The 18831-nt window shown below is 62.1% G+C and carries 18 protein-coding genes and 1 pseudogene; 7 read left to right on the plus strand and 12 right to left on the minus strand.

Annotation, left to right across the window (positions count from 1 at the left end):
• Nucleotides 1-48 precede the first annotated feature (48 nt).
• The 4 genes from nhaC (at nucleotide 49) to BLR77_RS23550 (ending at nucleotide 5319) form a co-directional block, all read left to right on the plus strand.
• Nucleotides 49-1482 carry a Na+/H+ antiporter NhaC gene (nhaC, locus tag BLR77_RS23535; RefSeq protein WP_074682390.1) on the plus strand — a complete coding sequence of 478 codons (1434 nt, stop codon included), beginning with the start codon at nucleotides 49-51 and terminating at the stop codon, nucleotides 1480-1482.
• 264 nt (nucleotides 1483-1746) lie between these two features.
• Complete coding sequence (gene nhaD, locus BLR77_RS23540) at nucleotides 1747-3123, plus strand: sodium:proton antiporter NhaD (RefSeq protein ID WP_074682392.1); 1377 nt, start codon at nucleotides 1747-1749, stop codon at nucleotides 3121-3123.
• Nucleotides 3124-3160: 37 nt separating this feature from the next.
• Complete coding sequence (locus BLR77_RS23545) at nucleotides 3161-3457, plus strand: winged helix-turn-helix domain-containing protein (protein WP_074682394.1); 297 nt, start codon at nucleotides 3161-3163, stop codon at nucleotides 3455-3457.
• 32 nt (nucleotides 3458-3489) lie between these two features.
• The gene (locus BLR77_RS23550; RefSeq protein WP_074682396.1) at nucleotides 3490-5319 is read left to right on the plus strand and encodes an SLC13 family permease; all 1830 of its coding nucleotides are present in this window, start codon (nucleotides 3490-3492) and stop codon (nucleotides 5317-5319) included.
• A gap of 6 nt (nucleotides 5320-5325) precedes the next feature.
• On the opposite strand, the gene BLR77_RS23555 is transcribed toward BLR77_RS23550, so the two are convergent.
• Complete coding sequence (locus tag BLR77_RS23555; RefSeq protein ID WP_074682398.1) at nucleotides 5326-5796, minus strand: bacteriohemerythrin; 471 nt, start codon at nucleotides 5794-5796, stop codon at nucleotides 5326-5328.
• Nucleotides 5797-6006: 210 nt separating this feature from the next.
• Here BLR77_RS23555 and rlmF point away from each other — a divergent pair, with 210 nt between their 5' ends.
• Nucleotides 6007-7008, plus strand: coding sequence for a 23S rRNA (adenine(1618)-N(6))-methyltransferase RlmF (gene rlmF / locus BLR77_RS23560; RefSeq protein WP_074682400.1), 1002 nt, complete (start codon nucleotides 6007-6009; stop codon nucleotides 7006-7008).
• Between the two features lie 44 nt (nucleotides 7009-7052).
• Here rlmF and BLR77_RS23565 read toward each other — a convergent pair whose 3' ends face one another.
• Both BLR77_RS23565 and BLR77_RS23570 read right to left on the minus strand, forming a co-directional pair.
• Entirely contained in the window at nucleotides 7053-8297 is a 1245-nt protein-coding gene (locus BLR77_RS23565) for an SLC13 family permease (RefSeq protein ID WP_074682402.1), read from the minus strand.
• A gap of 94 nt (nucleotides 8298-8391) precedes the next feature.
• Complete coding sequence (locus BLR77_RS23570) at nucleotides 8392-9165, minus strand: substrate-binding periplasmic protein (protein WP_074682404.1); 774 nt, start codon at nucleotides 9163-9165, stop codon at nucleotides 8392-8394.
• A 260-nt stretch (nucleotides 9166-9425) separates the two neighbouring features.
• On the opposite strand from BLR77_RS23570, the gene BLR77_RS23575 reads away from it, so the two are divergent.
• The gene (locus BLR77_RS23575) at nucleotides 9426-10259 is read left to right on the plus strand and encodes a substrate-binding periplasmic protein (protein WP_074682406.1); all 834 of its coding nucleotides are present in this window, start codon (nucleotides 9426-9428) and stop codon (nucleotides 10257-10259) included.
• 62 nt (nucleotides 10260-10321) lie between these two features.
• Here BLR77_RS23575 and BLR77_RS23580 read toward each other — a convergent pair whose 3' ends face one another.
• The 9 genes from BLR77_RS23580 to BLR77_RS25350 form a co-directional block, all read right to left on the minus strand.
• Complete coding sequence (locus BLR77_RS23580; protein WP_074682408.1) at nucleotides 10322-10864, minus strand: hydrolase; 543 nt, start codon at nucleotides 10862-10864, stop codon at nucleotides 10322-10324.
• Nucleotides 10865-10866: 2 nt separating this feature from the next.
• Nucleotides 10867-14301, minus strand: a complete 3435-nt coding sequence (locus BLR77_RS23585; RefSeq protein WP_074682410.1) for an SbcC/MukB-like Walker B domain-containing protein — start codon at nucleotides 14299-14301, stop codon at nucleotides 10867-10869.
• Between the two features lie 60 nt (nucleotides 14302-14361).
• Entirely contained in the window at nucleotides 14362-14727 is a 366-nt protein-coding gene (locus BLR77_RS23590) for a hypothetical protein (RefSeq protein ID WP_074682412.1), read from the minus strand.
• Nucleotides 14728-14796: 69 nt separating this feature from the next.
• Complete coding sequence (locus tag BLR77_RS23595; protein WP_238380616.1) at nucleotides 14797-15846, minus strand: GGDEF domain-containing protein; 1050 nt, start codon at nucleotides 15844-15846, stop codon at nucleotides 14797-14799.
• A 133-nt stretch (nucleotides 15847-15979) separates the two neighbouring features.
• Nucleotides 15980-16441, minus strand: a complete 462-nt coding sequence (locus BLR77_RS23600) for an HD domain-containing protein (protein ID WP_238380617.1) — start codon at nucleotides 16439-16441, stop codon at nucleotides 15980-15982.
• Between the two features lie 233 nt (nucleotides 16442-16674).
• Nucleotides 16675-16950, minus strand: coding sequence for a hypothetical protein (locus tag BLR77_RS23605; RefSeq protein ID WP_074682416.1), 276 nt, complete (start codon nucleotides 16948-16950; stop codon nucleotides 16675-16677).
• A gap of 113 nt (nucleotides 16951-17063) precedes the next feature.
• Nucleotides 17064-17549, minus strand: a complete 486-nt coding sequence (locus BLR77_RS25345; RefSeq protein ID WP_139203081.1) for a hypothetical protein — start codon at nucleotides 17547-17549, stop codon at nucleotides 17064-17066.
• Nucleotides 17550-17654: 105 nt separating this feature from the next.
• Complete coding sequence (locus BLR77_RS23610) at nucleotides 17655-17972, minus strand: hypothetical protein (RefSeq protein WP_084331683.1); 318 nt, start codon at nucleotides 17970-17972, stop codon at nucleotides 17655-17657.
• A 92-nt stretch (nucleotides 17973-18064) separates the two neighbouring features.
• Nucleotides 18065-18535 (minus strand): hypothetical protein, encoded by a 471-nt coding sequence (locus tag BLR77_RS25350; protein ID WP_139203082.1) that lies wholly within the window; start codon nucleotides 18533-18535, stop codon nucleotides 18065-18067.
• Nucleotides 18536-18679: 144 nt separating this feature from the next.
• Between BLR77_RS25350 and BLR77_RS25355 the strand changes: the two are divergent.
• Nucleotides 18680-18831 (plus strand): annotated as a pseudogene (locus tag BLR77_RS25355) (IS110 family transposase); the annotation flags it as partial.

An 18831-nucleotide genomic window follows, 5' to 3' on the forward strand; every position in this document is an offset into this window, starting at 1 on the left:
TCGCGGCTGAAGCCCCTCCCACGATTCATTTGATTTCCCGGTACACCCATGACTGCCCGTTCCCCTTCCCTGCTCGACGCGCTGCTGCCGATTGGCGTGCTCGTCGTGCTGCTCAGCCTCTCCGTTTACCTCTTCGGCGACAGCTCCTCCAGCGGCCCGAACCAGATCGCCCTGATGAGCGCCGCCTTCGTCGCCGGCCTGGTCGGCCTGAAGAACGGCCTGCGCTGGGCCGAGATCGAGGAAGGCATACTCGCCGGCATTCACATGGCGATGAAGGCCAACCTGATCCTGCTGGCGGTTGGCGCGCTGATCGGCACCTGGATTCTCGCCGGCACGGTGCCGACCATGATCTGGCTCGGCCTGAAGCTGATCAGTGCCGAGTACTTCTACGTCACCAGTTGCCTGATCTGCGCGCTCACGGCGTTGTCCATCGGCAGCTCCTGGACGGTGGCCGGCACCCTGGGCATCGGCCTGATGGGCGTGGCGGCAGGCCTGGGGCTGGACCCGGCGATCACCGCCGGAGCGATCATTTCCGGCGCCTACTTCGGCGACAAGCTGTCGCCGCTGTCGGACACCACCAATCTGGCCCCGGCCGCCGCCGGCGCCGATCTGTTCGCGCACATCCGCAACATGCTGCGTACCACCACGCCGGCGCTGCTGATCGCCCTGGCGATCTTCTTCGTGCTCGGCCAGCAGGCCGGCGCCAGCCACGACACCGGACGCATCGCCGAAGTGCTGGCGGCGCTCGAAACGCAGTTCCGCCTGGGCTGGCACCTGCTGTTGCCGGTGGCCTTCCTGCTGTTTCTCGCCATGCGCCAGTGGGCAGCCTTCCCCGCGGTGTTTCTCGCTGCGCTGCTCGGCGCCGTGTTCGCCGTGGTGTTCCAGCCGGAGGTGATGAGCCGCCTGGCCGATCCGGCGGCCGGTGTCCTGGCACCGCTGAAAACGGTATGGAGCGCGCTGTTCGCCGGCTACGAGTCGGCCAGCGGCAACGCCGAGCTGGACGGCCTGCTGTCCAAGGGCGGCATGGGCAGCATGCTCACCACCGTGTGGCTGATCATCTGCGCCATGTGCTTCGGCGGCGTGCTGGAACGCCTCGGCCTGCTGCAACGCCTGCTGCAGAGCGCGTTGCGCCTGGTGCGCAGCGACAGCGGCCTGGTCGCCAGCACCATCACCACCAGCATCGGCACCAACGTCATCACCGCCGATCAGTACATCGCCTTGGTACTGCCGGGGCGCATGTACCGCGCCGAATACGAGAAACGCGGCCTGGCGCCAACCAGCCTGTCGCGCGCCCTGGAGGACGGCGGCACGCTGACCTCGGTGCTGGTGCCCTGGAACACCTGCGGCGCCTACATGGCCGCCACCCTCGGTGTCGCCACCCTGAGCTACCTGCCGTACTGCTTCTTCAACCTGATCATGCCGGTGCTGGCCATCGTCCTGGCCTACGTGCTGCCACCCAAGCGGCAACTGCACCAGGGCTGAGCGAGCCGTCACGAAGGGGTTAGCGGCGCCCTGGCCGGGGCGCCGCCAGCCACGCGGCAGACACTGCCGCGCGACAGTCCTCCACGAGGGCATGGGCATGAACTCTTATAAAATCTCGCCATAAAGTATCGTTTGACTTCTCTAAAGCAGCGTTTTAAGCGCTGCCCACTCCCAATTGCCGAACTTTTCAGGCATCTTCTGCGGCCTCCCCCGGAGGCCTCATGCCGGGGGCTTCCACTCTTATAAAAAATCGGAACCCTGATCATGTATGCGTTGATGGCACTCGTCTTTGTCCTCGGCTACCTGTGCATTGCACTGGAGCACCCGTTGAAGATCGACAAGGCGGCCTCAGCGCTGCTCACCGCCGTGGTGGCCTGGACTCTTCTGGTCCTCGGCGCCGACAGCATCCTGCCAATGCTCGGCAGCGGCACGGCTGGCGCCAGCACCAACCCCCATCATGTCGTCGAGGAACTGCGCCATCACCTGGGTGAGATCTCCGAGATCCTGTTCTTCCTCATGGGCGCGATGACCATCGTCGAGCTGATCGATGCCCACGAAGGCTTCAAGGTAATCACCGACCGCATCCGCACCACCAAGCGCGTGCACCTGCTGTGGCTGGTAGGGCTGATCACCTTCTTCCTCTCCGCCGCGCTGGACAACCTGGCCACCACCATCGTGATGATCTCGCTGCTGCGCAAACTGATTGCCGACAAGCATGAGCGCTGGTTCTACGCCGGCATCGTGGTGATCGCCGCCAACGCCGGCGGCGCCTGGTCGCCCATCGGTGACGTGACCACCACCATGCTGTGGATCGGCAACCAGATCACCGCCACCGGTATCGTGGTCAAGCTGATCGTGCCCAGCCTGATCTGCCTGCTGGTGCCGCTGATCATCATGAGTTTCCGCCTCAAGGGTGAAGTCACCCCGCCGCGCCTGAAGGAGAGCGCCGAAAGCCGTCGCGACCCGACCACCCCCTTCGAACGCAACCTGGTGTTCTGCCTGGGTCTCGGCGCGCTGATCTTCGTGCCGATCTTCAAGACCATCACCCACCTGCCGCCGTACATGGGCATCCTCTTCGGCCTGAGCGTGCTGTGGGTAACCACCGAGATCATTCACCGCAGCAAGAACAGCGAAGACAAGGACCCGCTGTCGGTGGTCGGCGTACTGCGCCGCATCGACATCACCAGCGTGCTGTTCTTCCTCGGCATCCTGCTGGCAGTGTCGGCCCTGTCCAGCGCCGGCCACCTGATCCAGGTCGCCACCTACCTCAAGGACGGCCTCGGCAACGTCTACAGCATCGCCATTTCCATCGGCCTGCTGTCGGCCGTGGTGGACAACGTGCCGATGGTCGCCGGTGCCATGAAGATGTATCCGCTGGTCAGCCCCGAGGCCCTGGCCAGCGCCGCCGCCAGCGAACTGCCGTGGCTGAGCAACTTCGTGGTCAATGGCAACTTCTGGGAAATGCTCGCCTACTGCGCTGGCACCGGCGGTAGCTGCCTGATCATCGGCTCGGCGGCCGGCGTGGCGGCCATGGGCATGGAGAAGATCAACTTCATCTGGTACGTGAAGAAGATCACCGGCCTGGCCTTCATCGGTTACCTGGCCGGCGCCGTCACCTATATGCTGATGTTCGCCGCCTGATCCCGGTGCGGCGCTCGGCCCCGTACAGGAAGTCGCCATGCAGACGAGCAAGACCCGCACCAGCTTCTACCGCCGCCTCTACGTGGCCTGGCTGATCGACAGCGGCCAGGCCACTAGCGTCCCGGCGCTGATGGCCGCCACCGGCATGCCACGGCGTACCGCCCAGGACACCCTCGCCGCCCTGGAAGAACTGGATATCGACTGCCGGTTCGAGCAGGACGAGGGCGAGCGCAACAACGCTGGTCACTACCAGATCCATGCCTGGGGACCGATCGACAAGCGCTGGATCGCCGCCAACCTGCAGCAGATCAAGACCACGCTCGGTTATCCCTGAGATAATTCTTCCCATACCTCCTGGGAATCGCGATGAATCCGGATCTGCTCTGGGTGCTCGGCCTGCTGGCCGGCGCCGTCACCCTTTTCGTCATCGGCAAACCACGCATGGACGTGGTCGCTCTGCTGGTGCTGGTCGCCCTGCCGCTGACCGGCGTGCTCGACCTCCAGCAGACCCTGGCAGGTTTCAGTGACGCCAACGTCATTCTCATTGCCGCGCTGTTCGTCATCGGCGACGGCCTGGTGCGCACCGGCATCGCCTACCGTATGGGCGACTGGCTGGTGGCCAAGGCCGGCAGCAGCGAGACGCGCCTGTTGATTCTGCTGATGCTGGCGGTGGCCGGCCTGGGCTCGGTGATGAGTTCCACTGGCGTGGTGGCGATTTTCATCCCGGTGGTGCTCGGCGTCGCTGCGCGCCTACGCATCGCTCCGGCGCGGCTGATGATGCCCCTGGCTTTCGCCGGGCTGATCAGCGGCATGCTCACTCTGGTGGCCACGCCGCCGAACCTGGTGGTGCATGCCGAACTGCGCCGCGCCGGATTGGAGGGCTTCGACTTCTTCGCCTTTACCCCCATCGGCCTGGCCGTGCTGGTGCTCGGTGTCGGCTACATGCTGGTCGCTCGGCGCTGGCTGGTGCGCAGCGACGCCGATGGCAATGCCGAGCCGCCACGCATGACCCTGGCCGACCTGGCCGAACGCTATCGCCTGAGCGAGCGCGAACGACGCCTGCAGGTACGCGCCGACTCGCCCCTGGCCAATCAGGTGCTCAACGAGCTGCAGCTGCGTCGTGATCACGGCATCAACGTCATCGCCATCGAGCGTCGCCAGCGCCTGCGCACCCTGTTGCTGATGGCCAGCGGCAACACCCTGCTGGAACCGGGCGACGTGCTGCTGGTGGACATCGCCAGCCCCACCATCGGCCTGCTCGGCAGCTACCAGGCACTGGGCCTGGAACCGATGCCGTTGCCGCATTCCTATTTCAGCCTGCACGCGCATGAACTGGGCCTGGCCGAGGTGGCGCTGCCGCCGGAGTCGCAGTTGCCGGGCAAGACCATCCAGGAACTGGGCTTTCGCTCGCGGCACAAGCTCAACGTGGTCGGTCTGCGCCGCCAGGGCCAGGCGCTGGAAGGCCTGCTGGTGGACGAGAAGCTCAAGGCCTCCGATACCCTGCTGGTGGCGGGCGCCTGGCGCGACATCCACCGCCTGCAGGGCCTGAACCGCGATTTTCTGGTGCTCAGCCTGCCGGCGGAAGTGGCCGAGGTGGCGCCCGCCGCGCGCAAGGCGCCCTACGCCCTGCTCAGCCTGGCGGTGATGGTGCTGCTGATGGTCAGCGGCCTGGTGCCCAATGTGCAGGCCGCACTGATCGCCTGCCTGCTGATGGGGGCGTTTCGCTGCATCGACCTGGACAGCGCCTACCGCGCCATTCACTGGCCGACACTGATCCTCATCGTCGGCATGCTGCCTTTCGCCCAGGCACTGCAGCAGACCGGCGGCGTCGAACTCGCCGTGCAGGGTTTGGTGGGCGGCCTGGGCGATGCCGGGCCGCGGCTGATCCTCGCCAGCCTGTTCGTCCTGACCGCCGTGATCGGCCTGTTCATCTCCAACACCGCCACTGCCGTGCTGATGGCGCCGGTGGCCATTGCCACGGCGCAGGCGCTGGGGGTGTCTCCCCTGCCCTTCGCCATGACCGTTGCCCTGGCTGCCTCGGCCGCGTTCATGACGCCGATTTCCTCGCCAGTGAATACCCTGGTGCTTGGCCCCGGGCAGTACCGCTTCGGCGACTTCGTGCGTATCGGCGTGCCCTTCACCCTGCTGGTGATGATCGTCAGCGTGCTGCTGGTGCCGATAATTTTCCCGCTCTGAGCAGACTCAAGCTGCGCCACGAAAGAAGCGTCGCCCGGCACGCCGCAGCCAACCACCTTCGGAGGCATCAGCACTCAGTCGGCGCAGGTTCTCATTGACGGCCTCGACGTAATTGCTGTCGTCACTGCGGATATGGCTGAACAACCAACGCCCCAGCATCCCCTTCAGCTCGTCGGCGATATCCTCGCCACGGTTGAAACGCTCGCGGTAATCCTCCACGCGTTTGATGAACAGCGCGTGTACACGCTTGTGCGCCTTGGTGAAGATGTAACCGGCCTCTTCGATCATCGCCTCCTCGAAGGCGAAATGCGAAACGGTATAGTCGATCAGCTCGTCGATCACCGCTCCTGCCTGCACTTTACTGGCGCAGCGCTGCGCAGCATCCAACTGATTGATCATCGCGACGATACGTTTGTGCTGGTCATCGATGACCGTGATGCCGGTATCGAGGTCGTCGCTCCAGTCCAGATATGCCATGGTGCCTCCTTGCTGCTGATCAATGGGGCGCGCAGTCTAAGGGCTTAGGCGAGCAGCCCCCATTGACCTGAATCAACACAAAGCCTGCTGTTTTATGTCCATTTGCCAGCATGAGTTAACCGCCGCACAGGTCGTTCGCGCGCGGCCATGGGCTACGATCGGCAAGCAAAGCATGAGAAAATCCGCGCCCGAATCGCCAGATGCTCGTTCATGCCTCAGCCGCCGAAACGCCCGCGCAAGCCCACTCCCGCCGCCGTGAAAACCGCGCCGAGCAAGGGTGAACTGCACCCGCGCAATCGCCATCAGGGCCGTTATGACTTTCCTGCGCTGATAGAAGCCAGCCCCGAACTGGGCCGCTTCGTCATCACCAACCCCTATGGCAAGCCAAGCATCGACTTCGCCGATCCGGCGGCAGTCAAGGTGTTCAATCGCGCGCTGCTGGCGCAGTACTACGGTATCAAGCACTGGGATATTCCCGACGGCTACCTGTGCCCACCTATCCCTGGCCGCGCCGATTACCTGCATAACCTCGCCGACCTGCTGGCGACTGACAACGACGGGCAGATTCCCCGCGGCGCAAAGGTGCGCGCCCTGGATATCGGCGTCGGCGCCAACTGCATCTATCCCCTGATTGGCCGCTGCGAATATGGCTGGCAGTTCCTCGGTACCGACATTGCCAGCGAAGCACTGGCATCGGCACGCGCCATCGTCGCCGCCAACCCGCAACTGGCCGGCGGCGTCGAGCTGCGCCAACAGGCCAATGCCGAGCACATCTTCCTCGGCCTGCTGCAGGCGCAGGAATACGTCGATCTGAGCCTGTGCAATCCCCCCTTCCACTCCAGCGCCGCCGAAGCCACCAGCGGCAGCACGCGCAAGTGGCGCAACCTTGGCAAGCTCGACCCCAAGCGCAAGTTGCCGGTGCTCAACTTCGGCGGCCAGGCTGCCGAACTCTGGTGCCCGGGTGGCGAGGCCGCCTTTCTCAAGCGCATGGCCAGCGAAAGCGCGCAGGTGGCCGAGCAGGTACTGTGGTTCAGCAGCCTGGTATCCAAGGGCAGCAATGTGGAATTGCTGCAAGGCTGGCTGGCCAGGGCCGGTGCCGCCGAGGTGCGTATTCTCGGCATGTCCCAGGGGCAGAAGCAGAGCCGCCTGGTGGCCTGGACCTTCAAGAATGGCGAAGAGCGCAGCGCCTGGCGGCAAATCCATTGGCGTTGAGACCTGCGCGCTATCCGTAGGGTGCGCCGTGCGCACCGACCAACCTACCAGGGCAACCAGCCGCCCAACGCCAGCCAAAGCCCGGCCACGGTCATGCTCAGCAGCGTCACCGGCACACCGCTGCGCGCATAATCGACGAAGCCAAGCCTGACGCCCTGACGCTTCGCCCCTTCGGCAACGATCAGGTTGACCACGCTGCCGATCAGCAGCAGGTTGCCGGCCAGGGTCGACATCACCGCCAGGCCAATCAGCACCGAATGCGACAGCTCCGGCATCAGCCCCAGCAGCAACACCACGAACGGCACGTTACCGATCAGATTGCCCGCCACCAAGGATGAGGTCGCCAGCGACAGCACCCCCTGCGGCAACAAGCCATGCTCGGCCAACCAGGCGGCACCTCGCGCCAACTGCGGCAGCTCCAGCGCTGCGCCACTGACCAGAAACAAGCCAACAAACAGCAGCAACAGATTCCAGTCCACCTTGTTCACGTAGTCGCGGCTGTCCACACGCCGCGACACCATCACCAGCACCGCCACCAGCAGGGCCGACAGCTCGCGCGGCAGCGCCGTGGCGAACAGCGCCAGCAGTGCCAGGCTGGCCAGCAGCGGTTTGCAATAGCTGCGTGCGCCATAGATATGCTCGACCGGCGTATCGACTGCGGCCAGAGGCCTGGCTTCACCCCAACGATGACGCCACTGCAGCCAGATCACCGCGTACACGATGGCCATCGCGGCCACAGCGGGCGGCCCGGCCACGGCCACATAACCCCAGAAATCCAGACCTCCGGCCTGACCGATGAGGATGTTCTGCGGATTGCCGATCAGGCTCGCCGCCGACCCCGCGTTGCACGACAACGCCAGCGCCAGGAGAAACGGCCGGGGCTCCAGCCCACGCCAGTGCAGGCTGCGACACAGCAGCGGGGTCAGGGCGAAGGCGACGATGTCGTTGACCAGCACGGCCGAAAGCAAGCCGCCCAGCAGCACCACGCCCACCAGCAGAACAGCCGGGCGCTCGGCATGCTCGGTCAGGTAGCGGTTGAGCCAGGCATACACCCCGGAAAAATCGAACTGCGCGGAAATCAGCATCAGCGCCAGCAGCAGCAACAACGCGCCAGGGTCGAGATGATGAGCCGCGTCCTCCATGCTCAAGGCACCGCTGACCAGCAGCAAAACCGCGGCGCAACAGGCGATCCAGCTGCGGTCGATGCGCAGGCCGCGGATGCCGCCGGCAGCCATGCCCAGATAAGTGAGGACGAACAGGCCGATGGTCAGCCAGGCAGCGAAGGTCATGCGCTATCCACCCGAACGGATGCATGGGAGAAGCCGCGCAATCTAGCGAGGCCACAGCGACACGGGAATAGTGCGCCGCACTTTTTTACCGCCATCAGGGCCGCGCCAGGTAAGCCGTCACGCGTGCCTGATAGACCGGCGATTGCCGCTGACGCTGCACCTCGTCCCAGATCCGCTCCGCCAGGCCTGGATCACGCGCCAGCAGCGCGTTGGACAGCATCAGGTAGTAGGGCTTTTCTTCGAGCAACTGCGGCAGCTTCTCCACCCGCTGAGCCAACTGCGGGCTGGCCTGCAACACGAAATCACCACGCATGGTCTGCAAGGCCACTGCCTCGACTCGGCCATGAACAAGCATCTGCAGCAATGCCTGAGGGTCGCGGCTTGATTCGTCCACCTCCAGCCCATGAGCCAGCAACAGATCGCGAATGGAGAAACCACTGAGCGAACCGACACGGCCATTCACCTGACTGAAATGCTGACCATCCCAGGACACCGCGCTGCCAACGCGGCGGTACAGGGCATAGCGCGAGGTGTGCAAACGCCTGCGGGCATCCGGACGGCCAGCGGCATCGGTAGGGTAATGGCCCATCTGCAGGCGCTCGGTCTTGAAGCTGGCGGCGAAGGCACCGTCGTAGAGTCCCTGCTGCATCCCGGAAAGACAGCGTTTCCAGGGCACGGACACGTAGACCACCTGCAGCTGCAACCTCTGCTGTACCAGGTTGAGCAGCTCCAGATTCAGGCCTGTGCCGTCGGTCATCACCCAGGGGTAAGCGTTCTGATCTTCATGACAGAACGTCAAGGCCGGCTGGGTGCCGTAACAGGTGCCAGCCAACAGCCAGAGCAGGCAGTAATGCAGCGCTTTGTGCAAAACCAGACTCCATCACCGGAATGCGTGACGACGGGCATTCGATCCGCGGTTTGTCACCGACTTCTTGTTCTGTTCCAAGCATAGGCATATACGCCCAACGCCGTCTGCAGCACTTGGCTGTGCCACGGCACAGACAGAACGAAGCCAGGCGCTGGACTTCAATCATTCCACTGCCTCGTACACGGCAGCATGACGGGGATCAACAGTGCAAAAATATTAGAGTGCCATCATTCTGTTACCCGAGCTGTCGAGGACTACAGATGCGTCACGGCCTGCTGATTGTGCTGCTTAGCCTGCTCTGCTCCGGCCCTGTCGGGGCCGTCGAGGCGCCTTTGCTACGTATCAGCGCCGGGGAATGGCCGCCTTATCTGTCAGCCAGGCTCGAACACCAGGGGCCGGTGGCTCATCTGATCCGCGACCTGCTGGCCGAGGAAGGCTACCGCGTCGAATTCACCTTCCTGCCCTGGCCCCGCGCCTACGCAGAAGCCGCCGCCGGACGCTATGACGCCACGGCGGTATGGATGCACAAGGCAGAGCGTGAGGCGGACTTTCTCTTCAGCGCACCGCTGCTCAACGAGCAGTTCGTGTTCTTCCACCTGAAAACACAGCCCTTCGACTGGCGGCACTTCGATGACCTCAGCGGCATGACCCTCGGCGGCGGTCTGGAATACAGCTACGGGCCGGCGTTCGATGCCTTTCTCGCCAAGGAAAAAGTACGCATCGAGCGCGTCTCCAGTGACCGGCAGAACTTCGAGAAACTGCTCAAGGAGCGTGTGGTGCTCTACCCGCAGGAGCTCAACGTCGGCTACGCCGCGCTGCGTAACCAGTTCTCCCGCGAGGATGCCGAGCGCATCACCCATCACCCCAAGCCGCTGCTGATCAACCTCAGCTATCTGATGCTGCCCAGGCGCCTGGCGCAGAGCGAAACGCTACGCGAGCGCTTCGACGCACGCCTGCAGCAGTTTCGCCAGGATGGTCGCTACCAGCAGTACTTCGACGCCCTGCAGGCCGGCCACTACCAAGCCGTGCCCGAAGATGCCGCGCCATCGCCTGAAAATATCTTGGTTCCTGGATTCCCGCCTGCGCGGGAATGACGAGAATTGCAGACAGTCGTCATCCCCGCGAAGGCGGGGACCCCAAAATGAGCCGCTACGAATCAGCGAATAAAACCGCGGCTGATCTCGCGAAAAAGCTCGGTACCGGCCCGCTCCAGCCACTCGAAGGCGACCATCTCACGCGAGACGATCACCGCCCCTGCGCCTTCCATGCGCGCCAGGCCCAGCGCCTTGTCGCGCGGCCGACGCGAACCAACCGCCTCGTCCACCACGAACACCTCACGCCCGGCAGTCAGCAGGCCGAGTACCGTCTGCAGCACGCAGACATGGGTTTCCGTGCCACAGACGATGAACTGCTGGCGCTCACCACCCGGCAAGTCGAACAGCCCAGCCCCCGCAGTCGCCGAGAAATGAATCTTCTCCCGCAGCCCCTCGCCCGGCAGCAACTCATGCAGGCTCGCCTCGGTATAACCCAACCCCTTGGGATACTGCTCGGTAGCGATCACCGGCACCTGCAGGCGCTGCGCCACACGCACCAGCCACGAGGCTTGCTCGATCACCGCTGCACCACCGTCGATGGCCGGCAACAAGCGCTCCTGCAGATCGATCACCAGCAGGGTGGAATCCTTCGCTCGCATCAACATCACTACGCTCCTTCCTTCACCGCAAAACGCGCATCGAGCCGGCTGTAGCCCAGGCCAACGCCCTTGTGCACCCGCAGCTGCACGGGAATACGTTCCTTCATCGCCTCGACATGGCTGATCACACCGATGGTCTTGCCGCTGGCATTGAGGTTGTCCAGCGCATCCAGCGCCACCTCCAGCGTCTCGCCATCGAGGGTGCCGAAGCCTTCATCGAGAAACAGCGAGTCGATGCTGGTCTTGTGGCTGACCAGATCGGACAGCGCCAACGCCAGCGCCAGGCTGACCAGGAAACTCTCGCCACCGGACAGGGTTCGGCAGTCGCGCGCCACGTCGGCCTGCCAGGTGTCGCACACTTCCAGTTCCAACTCGCCACTGCCCTTGCGCGCCAGTTGGTAGCGGCCGTGCAGGCGCGTCAGTTGGCGGTTGGCCAGGTGGATCAGATGATCAAGGGTCAGACCCTGGGCGAACTTGCGGAACTTGGCGCCGTCCGCCGAGCCGATCAGACCGTTGAGCTGTTGCCACAGGGCATGCTCACCCTCCTGCGCTTCGATTTCGGCGAACAGCGCCTGCTGGCTGCTGCGCCGCGCATCGTCAGCCTGCAACTGCGCGCGCAGCTCGCCCTGGCGCTGGCTCAGCTCGCGCACTTCTCTGTGCAGCACTTGCAACTGCTCATCCAGTTCGCCCAGCGACAGCTCTGTCTGCGGCGTGGCGCTCAGCTGCTGCAGCTGCGCCTCGGCGGCAGCCAACAGCGTCGATGCCTCGGTCAGGGCCCGCTCCAGACGTGCCTGCAACGCCAGCAGCCGCTCTTGCTCATCGTCCTCCAGCAGCGCGGCGAGAAATGCTGCAAGGTCGCTGAAGGGGCTCGCCGCCAGTGCTTGCAGCCAGCGCTGCTCGGTCTCGTCCGAGCGCTGCTGCAGTTGCTGCAACAAGGTCTGCTGACTCTGCTCGCGGCCGCGCAGGGCATCACTTTCGCGCTGGGCACTGACCAGGCTGCCCGCTGCATTGTGCAACGCCAGCTCCGGCTGTACCGACGGCTCGGGCTCGGCCAGCGTCAGCGCACCTTCGCTCTGCCAGCGCTGTTGCCAGTGCTCGGTCTGTGCCTCTGCTTCAGCGAGCAGACGCTGCGCCTCACGCTGCTGCTCCAGCAGTTGTTGGTCCTGCGCCTGGGCCTGCTGCCAGTCGCGCCAGGCATGTTCCTGTTCGGCCAACCAGGCGCTAGCGTCCGCCGGCAACTCGCTGGCAAAGCCTGCAAGGCTGCTCAGCAGCGTCCGCTGGTGCTGCTGCAGCTCCTGCTCCAGGTGCCGCTGGCGCTCGCCCTGTTCGGCTTGTCGCGCCTGCAGATTGTCCTCATCGCGCGCCAGTAGCGCCTGGCGCTGCTGGGTATCGGCCAACGCACGCTCGGCCACCTCACGGTCACTGCGCGCCTGCGCCAGTTGCGCCTGCCCGGCCTCGACCGAGGCGAGGCGCTCCTGCAGGTGAGTCAGGCTCTGCTCATGCTGGCGCTGCAGCTCGCGCAAAGCGGCACCGTCAGAGATCTGCAAGGCCTGCTCGGTCAGTTGCTGTTGCCACTGCGCATTCTGCTGGGCGGCCTGCTGGCTCGCCTGCTCCAGCTGCTGCTGAACCTGAGCGATCTGCGTGACCAGGCGAGTCAGCTCGTCACGCAGGGTGCCGCCCTGGCTTTCCAGCTGCGCCAGTTCGTTGCGGCACTGCTCCAGCGCCTGGCGCGTGGCGGAGACGTTGAGCGCCTGGTACTGACTGACCGCCGGATGCGCGCGCGAACCGCACAGCGGGCAGGCTTCGCCCGGCTGCAGCTGGGCACGGTAGGCTTCCAGATCCTGAATGCGCTGCTCCTGCTCCAGCAGCTTCTCCTTATCGGCCAGTTGTTGCTTGAGCGCCTTGTAGCGCTCGCGCAGGCCGCCGATTTCATCGTTCTTGCCGGCGTGCTGTGTTTGCAGTTGCGCCAGGCGCGGGGTCAGCTCGGCAATCTGATTGGCCGTTTGTTCACGGCTCTGCGCCAACTGCTCCAGACGGTCCAGCGCGCGCCCCAGCACTTGCGATTGCTGCCAGCGCTGGCGCAGCCCTGCCTCATCGCCCTCGCCGAGCAACGCCTGCAGATCGCTTTGCTGCCTGGCTTCGCTGGCGCGGGCATCCTCCAGCCGCTTCACCGCATCGGCCTGCTGCGTCGTGAGCTGATCACGCTGGCGCTGCAAGACGGCGAGCTGTTCACTCTCCTGCGCCATACGCGCCTGCAGCGCCTGTTGCTCCTTGAGCAGTTGTCCGCGCTGATCGAACTGCGCGCGCCAGCCACCAAGCAGCTCGCCCAACCGCTCCCGTTGCGGCGTACCGCTGATGCGTGCGTGCAGCGTTTCACGCTGCCCGGCCAGATGCTGCAGCTGCGCGTGACGCAGGCTCAGGCATTGCTGGGCATAGCGGCTGGCCAGCCAGAGCTGCTGGCGCTCGCGCTCGCTGCTGTGGCGTTGTTGCTGGTGCAGGTCATCCAGCGCCTGCAGTGCCTGCTGTCTGTCCTGCTGCGCCTGCTGCCAGGCCAGGTACAGCGGCTGCAATCGAGCTGCCGGCTCACTGTCTGCCAGCCGTTGCAGCTCGCCGGCCGCATCGAGGCGAGCCTGCTGAGCCTGTTCCAGCCCCAGCCGTGCCTGCTGGCGTTGCTGCTCCGCCTGCTGCAGCGCCTCGCGCCAACGGCGCTGGCTTTGCAGAGCCTGCTGTCGAGCCATTAGCGGCGCCTCTTCCTGGCTCAGGCGCTGATGCTCGGCCTGCAGCTCGGTGCGCTGCGCCTCGTCGAGCAACTCCATACCCTGGGCGCGGCTTTTCAGCAGATTGAGCGATTGTTCGGCGGCCTTGGTGCGCTCGTAGACCTGCTGCGAAATCTGCCCGTACACCTCGGTGCCGGTCAGTTCCTCCAGCAGCTCGGCACGCTGGTTGGCATTGGCTTCGAGAAACGCAGCGAAGCCGCCCTGGGCCAGCAGCATGGACTTGGTGAAACGCTCGAAATCCAGGCCGGTCAGCTCGGCGGTCAGACTTTCCTTCTCGCGAATCTTGTCGGTCAGGATTTCGCCACCGTCGATGCGCGCCAGCTCGACCTTGGGCGCCTGCAGCGCACCCTCGACCTTGTCGCGCGCGCGGCGCTGGCTCCAGAAGGCGCGATAGCCCTGCCCCTTGACCTCGAACTCGACCTCGGCCAGGCAGTCGGCGGTATGTCGGGTCATCAGCTCGTTGCCACTGGCCGACAACGTGCTCATGCGCGGTGTGCGGTGATACAGGGCCAGGCAGATGGCGTCGAGCAAAGTGGTCTTGCCCGCGCCGGTCGGCCCGGTAATGGCGAACAGGCCGCTACCGGCGAAAGGCTCGGCGGCGAAGTCGATCTTCCACTCGCCCTTGAGGGAGTTGAGGTTCTTGAGGCGCAGGCTGAGGATTTTCATGCACAGGTCGTAAGCCGTTGGAGGCGGTCATTCTGGCATTGTCATCGGCGGCGTGCTGGCTCAATCGCGGCAATAGCCCTCGCCGCTGCGCACGGTCAGGCAATTCTGTTTATCCAGCAGCCATTTCATACCGGTGGCTTCGCCGTCGGTGGTACTGATGCTCTCCACCACGCCGTCGCGCACGAAGACGATCTTCGCCCCCTGCGCGCGGCCGACGAAACGCCGCGGGCCGTCGAGGTTGGCGATGGTCAGGCGGTAGTCGGCCGGCGTGCCACTGATATCCAGATAGGTACCCTCTGGCCCGTTCCAGCGCCCCAGCCATTGCTCGGTCACCCTGGCATCCTGCTCGCCGGACGACTTGGCGCAACCAGCAAGCAGCAGGGGAACGGCCACCGCCGCGAGAAGAAAGTGCAAGGTTCTATACATGAGGGTCTCCACGAGAAGAGTTGCAGCGGTTTCGACCAGAGCCGTTCACGACCGGTTCAGGCCCGAGTTCTAAAGTATCTCGATGCGGTCGCGGCCATTGGCCTTGGCGCGGTACATCGCCTGGTCCGCACGCTCCATCAGGCAGTCCAGGCTCTCGCCAGGACGATATTCGGCAATGCCGAAACTGGCGCTCTTGCGTTGCACGCGGTCGAACGAAAATCCGTTGATACGTTTCTGCAAGGCCTGCACAGCCTGCTCTGCGTGGGCGGCATCGATCTCCGGCAGGATGATGAGAAACTCCTCGCCGCCAAGCCGCCCGACCTTGTCCATCACTCGCACACCGTCGCGCAGCAGCCCCGCGAACTGGCGCAGCACGCTGTCCCCCACCGCGTGGCCGTGAGTATCGTTGACGCTCTTGAAGTGGTCGATATCGATCAGCACCACCGAGAACGGCGTACCGTAACGATTGGCCCGCGCCACCTCCTCGAGCAGAAAATGCAAGGTGCGCGAGCGATTCCACAGACCGGTCAGGCTGTCGACGCTGGCGCTCAGAGCCAGGCTGTCCTGATGCAGGAACATGTGTTTATGCGCCTTTTCCAGAAGGAAGGCGCTGAGCAGGCCGAAGGAGAACGAAGCAAGAATCCAGATCAGGTGCAGACGCTGCATCCCCGGCGTCAGCGAGTGCTCGAGAGTGACCAGCAAAATTGCGGCAAGTGAGAACAACGCGGTAGCCATGGCACGCTTGAGCGCCAGCCCGGAGATGGCGAAAGTCCACATCAGGTTGAGATAGATTTCCGGCGCGTAAAAGGCAAAACGCGGTGAGCCGAAATTGAAGTAGAGATTGGACAACACCGAGATGATGGGCGCGAGTGACAGCAACCCAAGCATCAAGGACTGCCGCCTTGGTTGGAAACTCAGCAGCCCGATGGCCAGCAACGCTGTCGGTACCAGCAACGCATGGACGATGAGGCGCGCGAAAGGCTGATCGGTCTCGACGTTCTGCTCGATGGCGGCATAAATCAGATACAGCGCCGTGGTGAGAAAAGCGACATAGCGAATCTGCGGAATCTTTGCCTGCAGATACCAGCATGCAAATGCCTGCCGAGTCGCTTCAGGCACTCCATGCAAAGGGTCAAGCGCACGAATCAAACTGTTGAACAACGGCACTCTCGCTCCACTGCCGAATGGCCACTATTCACAGCATAGAACGCTTGTCGCGGCGAATGCGATGCAGACTTCGCTCAAGCTCCTGTCAAATCACGCCAGCTAGATTGATCCGAGCCTGTGCCTCGTAGCGCGCCCTGAAATGATCAGTGCTGTAGATCATCGAGCGTGCCAGAAATGACTGGAGAACGCTGCGCCGCTTCATTCGGTAGACAAAGCCCGGCACCCAGGCGTACTCGGCGCGCACCTGAGCGTCGTACTCGGCGAAACGCTCCGGCGTGGCGCCGAGAATGGCCAAGTCGATATCCACCAGCAACTGCTCATCCGGCTCGCAGGGTGTCGCATCATGCCGGGTGACCATGATCAGTTGCTCGACCCGCGCCAACGTCGCCTGGCTGGCGTGACAGCTCGCCAGCACCCGGATGGCCCAGTCCGCACTCTGCCGCTCGTTGCTCTTGCCGCGCACGTCATAGATGGCGTCATGGAACCAGAGCGCAATGGCTACCTCTCCCGGCTGCTGCGCCAGGTGCCGCGCCTGCTCGAAATGCATCAGGCATTCGTGCAGGTGTTGCAGCGAGTGATAGTGCCGCTGCGGTTCCTCGTAGGCACGAACGAGCTGCTCGAATAGACCTGGCGGAGGCTGTAGGCCAAGGTCTGACCAGACGCGAGCCCAGGATGATGGGAGAAGAGTCATTCAGAGGCCCGATAGCGTTTGGTTAAGGGACGGGCTTTAGCCGGTGCCAGTGAGCGAAGCGAGGGGTTTGAACTAGTTGCTCTCCATTTCTAACTGAACAAGCTAGCGATTGCACTTGCTATACCTTCGATAATTGCTAGAACTCCGTCGATCATAGCCTCAACGGTGCCGGTTATCACCTCCAGAAGTCCCTCACCGCTCTGAACAGGAAGTACAGCTGCTCCAGCAACGGAAATAGCCATGGCTGCCATAGCAACGGAGCTGATGCCCATAACCATGAGGTAAATTGCAGAGCTCATAAGCAAGGCCGCGCAAAGTGAATTAAACACCCTCTGTAACCTTGATCGTTTTACTTTACTTTTCATTTCCAGCCCCACCTGTAGCTGAGTAAAAATACTAAATATGTATAGTACTTGGTTAAGGGATGGGCTTTAGCCCGTCCCGGTAAGCGAAGCGAGCGATGTGAACCATTTGTTAGTTATGGACACTGCGGCGCTACCTGCCCGCTACCACCTACAACTTCGTCATTGACAGAAAAAACATCTATAAATAAGTAATCTACGCAAAGGAGTCCGTTTTTAGATTTTGAACATGTGTACTTCTGCGCTTCCAGATTTTTTTCGGAAAAGTATTGTGCCTCATTTTCTTTCATGCCTGACTTCGCGCAGGAGTAGCCACCAGCCTCCAGTTTAGAAAGGAGCATCTTTGTATTGGTTGATTTTTGTTTTGCGTTATTGAAATCACTAGCAGGCTGGTTGGTGCTACATCCTGCCAGGGTTGCTAGCAAAACGATAACAGCGGACTTTTTTATTAGTTTGGTCATAGGATAAAAACCTAACGAAGCTGTAGAAAAACAAATGGCAAATTTTACGACTGCAGCTCTGGCTATTTTAGCCAAAACTCGGCATTTATTTTTAATTTTAGCGCGTTCATCTGGCTCAACTCCTCCAAGTTTTTCGCACAACAATGCTCTTGAATAAGTTTTGAGGTTTTCTACAGCCTCAACGTTTGGTTAAGGGGCGGGCTTTAGCCCGTCCCAGAGAGCGAAGCGAACGATTTGAACCGGCTGTTAGATTCGGTGCCGGAGATCTTTTCTCAATGTTTCGTACAAGTCGGCCCAAGCTTCAACGGGAGCTGTGGAATTCGATGCCAAATCTTTATCCTTCGCGAGACAAGTTGCGCGTACGAAGGCATTGAACTCTGCCGCGCTTGTACCCCTCAAGCTAATGAAAGTCATGCCTTCTTCGTCATATGGGTAAAACACCGGGAGTAGTTGCACTGCCTCCGAATCGAAAAACTCATCACGAATTTTTTCAACGATGTGATCAAGGATCACGTTGCTCATTGAGACGACATTCTCTTCTGAAATTATTACTGCACCGGCCATGACTTGCACCTAACGATTAAGCTAAGGGGCAGGCTTTAGCCTGTCCCAGTGAGCGAAGCGAACGATTTGAGCGCCTTGTTAGACATGATAACTCAATACTGTAAAAGTTCTTCATTAACACAGTCGTTCAAAACGCCTGAAATTTCCTTGCCGATAATTGCTAATACATTTGATATGTCACTGTTTTTTGGGTCAACGACGCCACCAAAAGCAAATGCGATAATTTCTTTGCCTGTGAGTGCTATTTGATCTGGGGCTGTGGATTGAATAGCAAGCCTTGCATCACAACGCGACAGCTTAAGAAATAGTTCGTTTTCTTCGCTCAAGCCTGCCCATTCTGCGAACTCTTTGTTTTCTTCTGGAACCCATTCTGGATCGTTTTCGATTTGAATTATAAACGGTGTTGGAGTTAAAACTATTAGCTGAGGTATGGCTATGTCGCAGTCGCTCCACTCGGTAGACATAGTTTTCCAGCTTGTATTTTGCTCAATGAGTGTGCCAAGCAATTGAAGCTCTAAATTGGTATTGCTTGATTCATAGCAGATGTGGGCTGAAGTAATCATTCGAAGAATGCCTAACGTTTGGTTAAGGGGCGGGCTTTAGCCCGTCCCAGTGAGCGAAGCGAACGATTTGAATGCTGTAATGGACTCTCCCCGCGCCACAGTTCTATACCGAGAACGGTGGTGACTGAAATTGGGAGTGTCGTGATGAAGCGAATCGCAGTTGATCTGGCCAAGTCCGTTTACCAAGTTGCCGAGAGTGTCCGTTCCGGCCAGGTGGTGCAGCGCAAGCGGCTGAACCGAGAGGCATTCCGGCGATATATACAGGAGCAGACCGAGTCGGTCGAGTGGGTGATGGA

Origin of the sequence: Ectopseudomonas alcaliphila (genome assembly GCF_900101755.1) — a bacterium.
Classification (GTDB): domain Bacteria; phylum Pseudomonadota; class Gammaproteobacteria; order Pseudomonadales; family Pseudomonadaceae; genus Aquipseudomonas; species Aquipseudomonas alcaliphila.